Origin of the sequence: Dethiosulfatibacter aminovorans DSM 17477 (assembly GCF_900142005.1) — a bacterium.
In the GTDB taxonomy this organism is placed as follows: Bacteria; Bacillota; Clostridia; order Tissierellales; family Dethiosulfatibacteraceae; genus Dethiosulfatibacter; species Dethiosulfatibacter aminovorans.
Genome location: NZ_FQZL01000038.1, coordinates 1 through 13,117 on the forward strand (window position 1 = coordinate 1; position 13,117 = coordinate 13,117).

Annotated in this window: 5 protein-coding genes and 1 tRNA gene; all 6 read left to right on the forward strand. The window is 46.6% G+C overall.

The features are described 5' to 3' along the window. Positions 1 to 569, forward strand: a 569-nt coding sequence (locus tag BUB05_RS16570) for a formate--tetrahydrofolate ligase (protein ID WP_139258053.1), incomplete at its 5' end; no start/stop codon positions are given. A gap of 326 nt (positions 570 to 895) precedes the next feature. Beyond that, positions 896 to 971 (forward strand) — tRNA-Ala (locus tag BUB05_RS16575). A 250-nt stretch (positions 972 to 1,221) separates the two neighbouring features. Further along, positions 1,222 to 2,772, forward strand: a complete 1,551-nt coding sequence (murJ, locus tag BUB05_RS16580; RefSeq protein WP_175548588.1) for a murein biosynthesis integral membrane protein MurJ — start codon at positions 1,222 to 1,224, stop codon at positions 2,770 to 2,772. After that, complete coding sequence (gene rffA, locus BUB05_RS16585) at positions 2,769 to 3,899, forward strand: dTDP-4-amino-4,6-dideoxygalactose transaminase (protein WP_073050728.1); 1,131 nt, start codon at positions 2,769 to 2,771, stop codon at positions 3,897 to 3,899. Before murJ ends, rffA begins: the two co-directional genes overlap by 4 nt. A gap of 165 nt (positions 3,900 to 4,064) precedes the next feature. Further along, positions 4,065 to 5,264 carry an ATP-binding protein gene (locus BUB05_RS16590; protein ID WP_073050729.1) on the forward strand — a complete coding sequence of 400 codons (1,200 nt, stop codon included), beginning with the start codon at positions 4,065 to 4,067 and terminating at the stop codon, positions 5,262 to 5,264. A 369-nt stretch (positions 5,265 to 5,633) separates the two neighbouring features. Beyond that, positions 5,634 to 12,806: an MBG domain-containing protein gene (locus BUB05_RS16595; RefSeq protein ID WP_073050730.1), complete on the forward strand. Its 7,173-nt coding sequence runs from the start codon at positions 5,634 to 5,636 to the stop codon at positions 12,804 to 12,806. Positions 12,807 to 13,117: the final 311 nt, after the last annotated feature.

Sequence of the window (13,117 nt, forward strand, 5' to 3'; positions counted from 1 at the left end):
AAAACTTCGGACTCCCTGCAGTTGTAGCAATCAACAAATTCCCGTTTGACACTGAAGCTGAACTTGCCCTTGTTGAAGAAAAATGCAAGGAGCTTGGAGTAAACGTGGCCCTTTCGGATGTATGGGCAAACGGCGGAGAAGGCGGAGAGGCCCTTGCCAAGGAAGTAATAAGACTGGTAGAGGAAGACAAGTCTGAATTCAAATTTACATACACAGACGAAATGAGCATCAAGGAAAAGATAGAAGCAATAGCGACAAAGATCTACGGAGCCGACGGAGTGGACTACACTTCAAAGGTTGATAAGGAGATCGCAAACCTTGAGAGCCTCGGATTCGGAAACCTTCCAATCTGTATGGCGAAGACCCAGTATTCCCTTACTGACGATCCAAAGAAGCTTGGAAGACCTACAGGATTCAAAATCACTGCAAGCAACGTCACAGTATCTGCAGGAGCGGGCTTCATAGTTGTATCGACAGGAGACATCATGAAAATGCCGGGACTTCCCAAGGTACCGTCTGCAGAGAAGATAAACGTAGACGAAAACGGAGTAATCTCAGGATTGTTCTAGGATAAAAATACAAAAGGACAGTTCTTCTTGAATATCTAAGGAGCAGCAAAAGGTGGATAAAATCAGGGCTTGTTGATCTGCAATCTCCTCAACAAGTCCTGATTGTCACAATGGAAGTTTTTATATTGGCAAACTTTTATCTTGACGAACGGGGCTGAAATCACTATACTTGATATTGAACTAAATAAATTTACTTACGTACAGCTTAGGAAAATTAGATATGTAAAAGCCCCTGAAACGTTGGTCTTTTACGGTTAATGGTATTTTCCTTCGCGTTAACAACACCGCTTACGCGGATGACGCGGCGAAGCCGCTTTGTATACCCTGGGGATATGGCGCAGCTGGGAGCGCACCACACTGGCAGTGTGGGGGTCAGGGGTTCGAATCTCCTTATCTCCACCAAATGAAAGACAGGACGGCTTGTTGAGAAGCTGGCCTGTCTTTTTTATATTCTCATAGCTTAAGAAAGTTAAAAATGCATAACACCTTGAAGCGTTGGTGTTATACGGTTGAGGAAACTTTCTACGCGGATGACACGGCGAAGCCGTTTTGTTCAGGCATGAGATTTTCTTGGATAAGATATAATGAAATGTGATACAATTATTTATAAATATTCCGGGAAGACGACGGAATGGACGATCTGGAGAACAAAATGAAAAAAACAACAATGATAAAGGCTACAATAGGAATAATGGCAATAACCTCCCTGAGCAAGCTTACAGGCTTCTTCAGGGAGGTTATGATTGCATACCGATTCGGTTCTGATTTCGGAACCGATGCCTATTTCATAACAAATACAATATATGCCGTGATATTCGGCTTTGCGGGAGCAGGCCTTGGTGCGGCCATCATCCCAGTCCTTTCAAGGATAAGGGATGAAGGGAGGACAACGGAAGGGGAATACATAGGAAACATCACAAGATTCTTCGCCCTTGCTTCACTTGTCCTCATAGCGCTGTCCTATGTCCTGGCAAGGCCCCTTGTGAAGGTGTTTGCAGTAGGCTTCACGGGAGCGCAGCTGGACACAGCCGTGTCCTACCTGAGGATAGGGCTGCCGGTAATATTCTGCAACTTCATGTATTCCATCTACGAGGCCTTCAGCCATTCGAAAAACAGATTCTACATGGTGGCAAGCGGAGGAATAGTCATGAATGCAGTGGTAGTCCTCTACCTTGTATTCTTCCATGAACAGTTCGGGATACCCGGGCTGATATTCAGCAACATACTGGCATACGGCCTGAGAGCAATCTACATATACATTCCCCTTCACGGATTCAGGGGAAGACTGTTTGAGACAGTCAAGAGGGATGAATACCTGAGGGCCACATACAATATTATGGTGCCCATAATGGTGTCCTCCATAATATCCTACATAAACCTTGCCATAGACAGGACCCTTGCCTCAACCCTTGTGGAGGGAAGCATTTCATCGCTTAAGTATGCATCCCAGGTGAGAACATCCGTAAACGGCCTTCTCATAACATCCATGGTGACGGTCATATATCCGTCCTTTTCAGAATGGATAGTCAAGGGAGACAGGGACAAGCTGAAGAAGATGTTCACCTATGCCGTCAGCATGATCACCATACTTGTCATTCCCATAACAGTAGGACTGATGACCCTCAACAGGGAGATCATAGACGTGGTATATTCAAGGGGAGCCTTCAATGCTGAGGATGCAAGGATGACGTCGTCGGCGCTTTTCTACTATTCCATTGGAATGGCGGGAACCGGCATGGGCATGTTCATAAACAAGGTATACTATGCATATCACGACTCAAAGACCACGATGAAGACGGGGATGGCTGCAGTTGCCCTCAACATAGTGCTGAACCTGGTGCTGGTGAGGTATATGGCCCACAACGGACTGGCCCTCGCAACGAGCATAGTTGCACTTTTCAATACGTCTCTGAAGTTCTGGCTTCTGAGGAAGAAGAACCTGGAAATTGAATACAAGAGGATACTGTCCATAATACTTAAGTCACTGGCATCCTCGGCCGCAATGGCTGCAACGGTAAGGTTCATTGCAGCACATGCCGTTGACATAAGATCGGGAGAAAGCATGGTGAGACTCCTTAAGCTTCTGGCCACAGCGGGGGCAGGAGCCCTTGTGTATTTCCTGCTCATATACTTCCTGTACCTGAAAGACACAAACCTCATGAAAAATGCTCAGGAAAAGATAAGAAAGAGGATAAAGATATGAAAATACCATTCAACAGGCCATTGAGCCTAGGCAATGAAATAGAATATATGAAGAAGGCCGTCGACAATGGAAAGCTGAGCGGAGACGGAGAGTTCACCATGGAATGCAACCTGATGCTTGAAAGGATGTCGGGTGCAAAAAAGGCTCTTCTAACAACCTCCTGCACCCATGCCCTTGAAATGGCAGCCCTCCTCCTTGACATAAAGGAAGGGGACGAGGTCATAGCGCCATCCTTCTCCTTCGTGTCGACGGTAAACGCCTTCGTCCTCAGGGGGGCAAGGATAGTCTTCGTGGACATAAGGCCGGACACCATGAACATTGACGAGAACCTCATAGAGGGAGCAATTACGGAACGGACGAAAGCCATAGTGCCCGTTCACTACGGAGGAGTGGCCTGCGAGATGGACAGGATCATGGATATTGCGGAAAGACACGGCATTTCAGTCGTTGAGGATGCAGCCCAGGGAATCATGGCTGCCTACAGGGGAAGAGCCCTCGGTTCCATTGGACATCTTGGCGCCTACAGCTTCCACGATACAAAGAACTACACGATGGGGGAAGGGGGAGCCCTCCTCGTCAACGACAAGGGCTATATTGACAGGGCCGAGATAATCAGGGAAAAGGGAACCAACAGGAAGGAGTTTCTAAGGGGCACGGTGGACAAGTATACATGGGTTGACATTGGCAGCTCCTACCTTCCAAGCGAATTGAACGCAGCACACCTTCTGCCCCAGCTTATGGATGCAAAAAAGGTAAATGAGAACAGGCTGCAGACATGGAGCAGATATCATGAGGGTCTTAAGGATCTTGAGAAGGAAGGTCTTATGGAACTTCCCCTTGTGCCTGGACACTGCAGCCACAACGCCCACCTCTTCTACATTAAGTGCAAAAACATGGAGGAGAGGACCAGGCTCATGGATTTCTTGAAGGACAGGGGCATAGCTTCTGTATTCCACTACATACCCCTTCACTCGTCTGTGGCGGGGATGAGATACGGACGGTTCCACGGCAGGGACACCCATACCACCAGGGAAAGCGAGAGGCTTCTCAGGCTTCCCATGTACTACGGCATGACCAAGGAGGAGAATGAGAAGGTCATAGGGGAAGTATGCAGGTTCTATGGATAAAAATTCCGACTGACATTCGAAAAAAATACATATGTTTCGATTTTTACGACTAACATTCGAAAAACTTACATATATATAAAGTTTTACGACTAGTAATCGGAAAACTATTGATTCCTGAGCATCTTTGGAATATAATTAGATTATGACAAAGCTGTGGAGGTAGTCATGATTTCAAGAGACGGATATTTGAATAAACTGATTGAAAGCAGGGATACTGATTTTGTCAAAGTGATCACAGGAGTAAGGCGATCGGGGAAATCATCCTTGCTAAAGCTGTTTAAGCAGTTTTTGATAAATGACGGTGTTGAAGAGGAACGAATTGTTGAAATAAACTATGAGAAATTTGAATATGATGAATTGAAAGATGCAAAATCATTGCATGAGTATGTTATGAATAGGGTCGACGGTGATTCCAAGCTTTATATACTCATAGATGAGATTCAAGAAGTTGAGGAATGGGCAAGGGCCGTAAACAGTTTGAGGGTTAGTATGAATTCTGATATCTATGTGACCGGTTCCAATTCCAGAATGTTCGCTGGAGAACATATGACCTATCTGTCGGGCAGATATGTTGAGATAAAAGTATACCCCTTGTCATTCATGGAATTTCTCAAATTCAAGAAATATTCCTTGAATGATTTGGATAAGGATTTCATGGAGTATCTTCGAATAGGTTCCTTTCCGGCAGTAAGCCTGACAGACAGTCCGGAGTTGGTGGAGGCAATTACTGCGGGTTTGTTTGATTCCATATTTACAAGGGACATCGTTTTAAGAGGAAGAATCAGGGATGAAGGAACCTTTTTCAAGGTTGCCAAATTTGTTATGGAGAATATAGGCAATCCTCTTTCAGCAAATTCCATAAAAAACACATTGGTTTCCAGTGGGCATAGAATTACTTCAGATACTGTTGACAATTATCTTAAGCTCATGTGTGACGCGCATGTCCTTTACCAGTGCGAGAGATATGATATCCGTGGCAAGGAAAGACTTAGGACCAACGGGAAGTATTATGTGGTTGATACCGGACTTCGAAACAAACTGATTGGATATAGAAAGGGGAATCTGGGTCATGTCATTGAGAATATAGTGTATCTTCAATTGCTGATGTTTGGCTTTGATGTCGCAGTAGGCAAGAATCCTTCATCCGAGGTGGATTTCATTGCAACAAAGGGAGATGTCAGGTTATACTTTCAGGTTAGCCTGACAGCTCTTGATGAATCGACTTATGAGAGGGAAATGAAGGCGCTCAAGGATATAAACGATCAATACCCAAAGTATTTGATCACTATGGACAAGCTGGATCTGTCAAGAGATGGAATCACACATGTGAACCTGTTTGATTTTTTGCTCGATCGATGGAATTGATCCAGGCATGGAAGACTTGATTGCTGTCGGGACGGAGTATGGAATCGATAAGAAAAAGGCTGAAAAAGCGACTAAAGATATATATGAAATAGTAAATGATCGACTGGAAAGGTACCTCGGATGATTATAAATCTTATGATGGAACCATTTGCCTGATTCGCATATCGCAGTCCAGGACTCATTATAGAAAACCTTGACCGCTTCCTTCGGGAGGCGGTTTTACTTTTTGAAACAATAACTAAAATTTCCACCCGAGACTGCAAAAAACAATTGCAAAGATACATTCAGTAATGATAGAATATGTTTGCTTGCCAAGAATTGAACTGCTAACATTGGCGGCAAATATAGACTATGTACTGGAGGATGTAAATGTTATTCAAAAACCGGAATTTGAAGATATTGCTCGTAATCAGTCTCTTACTGGCGATGTTTTCAAGCCAAATATTCGCCTATGGGGCGGAAAGTGTGAAAATCAAGGTTTCACAGGACAACTATGTAAACGTAGTCCTTACGGTGGGTGATTCAGTGAAAGATCCATCCACATTCGAGGATGAGCTGCGAACTGCCCTTGAGGGCATGGGACTGCCGGCTGACAGACTGCGCGTAGAGGCAATAGAAACCGCCACCACGTCTACCAATTCGGCCGACGCCAGCGCGATCTTTGATGAATGGACAAGATACAATGATGCAGGGGATTGGCGTTATGATCCAACTACAACTCCGCCCGAGATTATAAAGACAACCAATGCCCAGTGGTCCGGATTCTATGATCCAAACTTCGATTCCAGCGACTATACATTGGAACTTGAGATGTGCACTACCAACAGCGACGATGACGACATCGGCATTACCTTTGGCATGAAAGGCTTTTCCAATGTAATAAATGATCCTGACCAGACAGGATATGTATATGTTTTTGGAGGCCTCTACTATTACCCGGGCTATACATATACGCCTGACAGCTGGCCAAGCGGAGATGTTAGAATTACAAACAACTCTCACGCAACGGGCCTGTACTCCATGGGACAAACCTATCTGACGCCCATAGTAGACAACCATCTGGATAATTTCAGGACCAACATCTGGTATAAATTCAAGCTTAGGGTGAAGGGCGATAATGCAAAGCTATACAAGGAAGAGGACGGCAGCTACAGCCAGATTTTCGATTATACTGCACCGGACACTATTGACGGAAGCTGGGGATTCTTTGCCAATTCACAGCCCTATGCAAAATTCAGAAATGTCACCATGACTACCAATTCCTCGAAGCGTTTCTCTGAAGTAATCCGCGAGCCGGAATGGCTGGACGGATCCAAGAGGTTCATAGTAAACCTTGAAGACGGAGAAGTGGGAGACTTTGATGATCCCAAGGCTCTGGGAGAGATCCTCGCCAGGCTTGGAAACGACGAGATCCACTATATCGGATGGGGAACGTCATCGAACCGGGAACAGGCTGAAAGCTTCATTGAGAAGAACGATGACAGGGGAACTTTCGTAGACAATACAGCATCTGCATCCATTGACCGGATAGCCCAGTACATATACGACGAGTATGCGGGATCCATAATCGCGGATACCAACTATGTGGTCTATGGAAAGCCAGGCTCCATAACTGTTGACCCTGTAATAGAACAGACATCAACGACAGACAGTGAGTGGCCTCAGGGAAAATGGAAGGTTGACCACGACCCGACATACTACGAAAACCCTACGGGAACAGTTCCCTATGACGGACTCTATCTCGATTCCCTTGACGTAACCCTGAACCAGACTGGAAAATATGACATTTATTACAAGGATGAGATAATAAAGACCGTCTACGTCCACAGGATGACTGTGGCCAGCTACGATGCATCCGTATCGGACAACAACGTGACCATAAGTGACAATTCCAGGGACTATGACCAGGAAAGTCTTGTGGATAATGGCATTAAATCCAGGAGCTATTGGTGGAAGGCCACTACGGACACAGCATGGACTGAGGGCAAACCGACTGTGATCTCATCCAAAGGCAACTACCTTGTCAAGATGATAGTAACTGACAATCTTGACGTGGAGAGTCTTCCTTCCTACAAGTATGTATCCATAGATCAGACAAACGAAGAGCTGGCAGTACTTGAGCCCATTGCGGAATTCAACCTCAACCCTTCTTTCGTATATACATACGATGCCGAGGATGACAAGGTGGCACTCTACAACACAAGCTACGACCCTGCGGGAAGAAGCATAAGCCAGAGCATATGGACAGTCACCAAGGACGGGACGGACCAGTCCATGACGCCTGACGGAGACGGAGTTCTTGATTTCACCGGAAAGGATGCAGGCACCTACAAGATATCCCTGCAGGTGAAGAACAGTGACGGCATACTTTCTGAGACAGTATCAAGGTATGTGACACTTGTTGTGGATGATACGGCACCTTCAGCAACCTGTGACAAGGCTGCGGGAACATACTATGCAAGCACCGACATTGAACTGACCTTCAGCGACGAAGGGGACAGCGGCTTCAGCCACAGGTACATTGTCATCGACAACAGCTCTTCCGACCCTGAAGACTGGGGATCCATGGGTACAAATACGAGCTTGTCCTTCAACCTGGATACGCCGGGACCCGAACCTGTATATATCCATTACAAGCTTCTTGACAATGCATCAAACACAACCGTTGGAAAATTCGGACCCTTTTATCTGACGGACAACCAGGCACCATCGGCCCCTGAAATAAACATGACATCAAATGGCATCGGATATGCATCGGGTGACTGGACGGATGGATCCGTATCCCTTGCAATATCAGGGTCAACGGACAATTTCACCACCGGCGACAACATGGCCTACGAGTATTCCGCTGACGGAAGCAACTATATTCAGGGTGAAAGCTTCGAACTTACAGAAGAAGGAACCTACACCGTATATGCCAGGGCGGTGGATGAAACCGGCAACAGTGGCTCTACCACAACAGCTGCGGTAAAGATAGACAAGACGGCTCCTTCGGATCCAGCAATAACCATGAAGGATGATGCGGATGGAGACTACGCCGGAGGGACCTGGTACGGCGGAAGTTCGGTCACCTTCACCCTGTCAGGAACAACCGACATATCGGGAGTTACATACCAGTACAACATAAATGACGGCGGCTGGACGGACGGATCCACAAAGACATTGACAGATGAGGGCATATTCAATATATCGTACAGGACTGTCGATGGAGCAGGACTGGAATCCAATGAAGGAAATGCGGTAGTCAAGATGGACAGAACTGCTCCCTCTGTTTTAGCGGCAATAAACAAGGACAAGGTGGACTTAACCTTCACCAATGTCTCAGGAAGCGATGATCCAGCAAGCATTTCCGAACTTTCAGGCTTCGCCGTTGTCAATTCTCATGCAACAGCATCCCCTGAATACGACTGGACTTCCGAGACCTTGATCGAAGGAGGCAGCCTGACTGCATCTGTCCCGATGACTGAAACAGGATATATGCATATATTTGTAAGAGACCTTGTCGGCAACATCGGCCATGCATATATAGAGATTGACCAGCTTGAGACGGAGGTAACAGCTCCGGAGGCAGGGGAGACTGAGTACGGTAAAGCACTGGGAGACATAGATCTTACGGGAGGAACTGCATCCTTTAACGGAGAGACAGTAGCCGGTTCATTTGCCTGGGTTGAAAGCTCGCACATACCCGATGTGGACGATTCAACATATTCCGTTGTATTCACGCCGGAGGATGACCTCTACAGGACTGTTTATGTGGACATACCGGTTTCACTTACAAGGGCAGTTCCTGAAATTAGTCTCTTGGACAAGACTGCATCCTATACGGGGTCTCCAATAGACATTGAAGAGGCTCTTGTCGGCGGTGTAGAGGGTGCCTCGGCTCCCACCGGACAAGTAACCTATGTTTACTATACTGATATAGGGTGCACCACCCTGACCACTTCCGGAAACAGCGGGTCCTTGTCAAACGGGGGAGCACCGGTATATGCAGGCAAGTACTATGCAAAGGCAACCATAGCCGAGTCCATGAACTACGAGAGTGCCACTACTGCGGCTCCCGGAACCCTTGTCGTTACGGCAAGTGACGATACATCACTTTCAATAACGGGAATGCCGGCAGCCACCACCTATGGAGACGGAGGATACCAGCTGTCCACTACGGGCGGAAAGGGAACTGGACAAGTGACCTTCACAAGCAGCAATCCAAATGCAGCCACAGTGTCGCCCCAGGGATATATCACGGTGAAAAATGCAGGAAGCACAGTCATAACTGCAACAAAGGCATCTGACGGAAACTATGATGAACAGGACGCCCAGGCTGTAATAAGTGTAGCTAAAAAACCTGTAACCTTCACTGTAACAGGAAGCAGCAGGACATACACGGGAGAAGCCATATATGCAACAGTTGTTCCCGATGACCTGGATCTCAGGGAAGGGATAGACTATACCGTAACCTACTCCCAGGAAGGTACGGAAGTTGCAGATCCCGTGGAAATGGGATCCTACGACATAGGAATCGAGATAACAAACGACAACTACTCTGGTGGAGAATCGGGCATATTGACAATCACAAGCGCCGACCAGGAGGCATTTGCCCTGACAGGCCTTCCTGACGACGCCATCGAGTATGGAGACAGGTTCACCCTCAGCGCAAACGGAGGAAGCGGTACAGGCGACATATCCTATACCAGTGACAATACGAGTGTGGCAGCAATAACACTGGACGGACAAGTGGAAATAACAGGTGTGGGAAAAGTCACCCTGACGGCAGTAAAGGCAGCAGATGGAAACTTCAACGAACAGTCGAGCCAGGTTGCCTTCACGACGGTGCCAAAGCCTGTGACTGTAACAGCAAGAGCAAGCAACAGGGACTACATCCCCGGAGACTATAGTGTAGATGTCACCCTTTCAACAGGAATCGACGGTCTTGCTGCAAGCTATGAATCGGCAGTTATGCTGTCGTCATCTGCAGGAGCTGAAAAGACTGTAGTGGTATCGGGCATTGCAATAACCGATGAGAACTACACACCTGCTTCAACAACCCTATACACCACTGTTGACATAGGATCCATAGACAACACGGAACTTGTCATAAGCGGAGTGCCCGGAGCTGTTGTCTATGGAGATCCCGACTTCCTGCTGAAAGCCGAAAGTAAGGGGACCGGAAATGTGACATGGCAAAGCAGCACGACAGAGGCGGCCATAGTAGCTGGACAAACAGGCGTCGTTACAATAAAGGGAGCAGGGACAGTAACAATAAAAGCCACCAAGGAATCAGACGGGAACTACAAGGAAGAGACAGGCTCCGTAACCTTCACAGTAGAGAAAAGGCCCGTCATATACGCAATAACCGAAAACACTGTTTCATATACGGGACAAGCCCAATATGCAACAGTAAGGCCGTCCGTGGAATTGACGGAAGGAGTGGACTATGAAGTAGTCTACAAGCAAGACGGAAAGGAAGTTGCGGAACCTGAAGATGCAGGAGTCTATGACATTGTTGTAAACACTCTCAATGAAAACTACACAGGGGTGTCAACCGGGGCAGTCCTTACCATACAGGAGGCAGACCAGTCCTACAGGCTTGAAGTCGGAGGACTTCCATCCTATATAGAATACGAGGACGAGTTCGCCCTCTATGCCAATGGAGGAAATGGACAAGGAAAAATCGCCTGGGAAGTCACTACCGGAAGCGCCATAGCACTGGTCAATGACAGCGGGCTCGTGAGAGTGACTGGAGTTGGAAGTGCTACAATAGAGGCTACAAAGGCTTCAGACGGCAATTTCAACCCGCAGACGAGGCTGATTACATTTACAGCAAACAAGAAGGAGATATCAGCATCCATCAGCAATACACTCAAGGAGTACAATGGAAGGGAACAGACCATATCGTTGACAGGTACTCCTGTAGTCAACAATGAACTTCAAGACATCATCGATGTTGAATATGTACTGCAGACAGATGGCACTGTCAAGGACTTCAGGGACGCAGGTTTGTATAATGTCAATCTTTCGGTAAACTACAAATACAAGGATCTTTACAGGCTGTCGGGAGTGAAGACAGGGGTCGCTGAAATCACGAGGAAACAACTGATAATAACTGCAGACGACAAGAGCAGGGTCTACGGAGAGGAAAATCCTGAATTCACACTCAGCTATGACTTGTCCGGAAGGGACAGGACGATCAATGAACCTTCAATCACATGCCAAGCGGATCCAACATCGGGACCGGGAGCATATGAGATAGCCCTTGACTATGACGGGGACCATGGGAATGACAATTATGAAATAGTTCTCGTCAATGGCGTCCTCGATGTGGAGAAAGCGGAATTGACAGTGAGGGCGGATGACAAGGCTGTAGACTACATGGATCCATCACCTGTTTACACAGCCGGCTATGAAGGCTTCATAGAAGGAGAGGACGAAAGGGTCCTGTCCGGAGAATTGGAACTTGACTGCGACTACAAAAATGGAGATGACGCAGGCTCCTACAGGATTGTTCCAGCGGGACTGTCATCGGACAACTATGAGATCACCTATGAAGATGGGACCCTGGAGGTAGACAGGATGGATGTATCCATAACTGCCAGCGTATACAAGGATGAACTGACATTGAGGCTGTCATCCGATGTTCCGGGAATCAATCTTGACAATATTGCCCTTTCGAGTTCTCTGGAGCCTGAAAAGATAAGGGAAAACTACAACGGCAACAAATACATAATCAATGTGGAGATGACTCCTGGTGAAAGCTACGAGGTCGGTATCGACGGTGTGGACAACTACAGATTTGAAGCCGTTGAATTCACAGTTCCCGGCAGTCACTCAAGCGGTGGATCCTCATCCGGCGGTTCCTCTTCGTCGGGAGGCTCCGATACAGAGAAGGATGATCCGGCAGAGATTGAAACATCGACGGAAACTGAAACACCATCAGAATCTGAACACTGGTCGGAGGAGAAGGCGGAGAAACTTGATGGACTGTTCAGCATCATGGAAGTATTCAGTGATGATGCAGTAGGCTCAGATGACAGTGAGATTGAAGTTGAGCCTGAAGTTGAGATCAAATCAACTCTGGGATACGAGGACTACGAAAGAGGCATCACCAGGGGAGAGATCGCCGGCTTGATATGCAGGATTCTGGGTCTGGCTGATGCAGACATAACTATTGACGCAAGCTTTGACGACTTCGATGAAAGCCACAAGTTGTACAGTGACATGATGATAGCTGTGGAATTCGGCATATTCAAGGGTTATGGAGATGGAATATTCAGACCCGACCAGGTAATCTCAAGAGAGGAAATGGCAACGGTAATCTACAGGACCATGTCAAAAGTCATTGAGCTTTCGGCAACGACATCTGACTTGACCTACAAGGACAAGGGAGTGATCAAAGGCTGGGCTCTTGACCAGGTTGAAAAACTGACGGAATTGAATATATTTGAAGGCTACGAAGATGGAGAATTCAAACCTGAAAATACAATCAAGGTAGGAGAAGCCATTACTGCATTGTACAGGATGGCGGACTACATGAAATACATCAATTAAATAAATGACCCGAAAGACCATTGGAAAGCATCCTTTTCGATGGTCTTTTATTAAAAATATTTAATATAATCAAGAATTTCACTTTACAATTGTATTCCTAAGTTATATAATGCAAGGGTATTGGAAATAGGGATTCAGCAACACAAGCATATAAAAGGGGAACAGAGGGAAAAAAATCACTTCCAGGATTTTTCCCAAATTTTGACTTGAGTAATTATGGCATAATCGCACGATTTTCCCCGGTGCTTATTTTTTGATGTAACGGTTGCCATGCTACGACTTTACAACTGTTGCACTATTGTGAAACAAAG

Excerpts from the sequence above, each read along its gene's own strand:
- murJ (WP_175548588.1), top strand. The coding sequence starts at position 1,222 with ATGAAAAAAACAACAATGATAAAGGCTACAATAGGAATAATGGCAATA.
- rffA (WP_073050728.1), top strand. The coding sequence starts at position 2,769 with ATGAAAATACCATTCAACAGGCCATTGAGCCTAGGCAATGAAATAGAA.
- BUB05_RS16590 (WP_073050729.1), top strand. The coding sequence starts at position 4,065 with ATGATTTCAAGAGACGGATATTTGAATAAACTGATTGAAAGCAGGGAT.
- BUB05_RS16595 (WP_073050730.1), top strand. The coding sequence starts at position 5,634 with ATGTTATTCAAAAACCGGAATTTGAAGATATTGCTCGTAATCAGTCTC.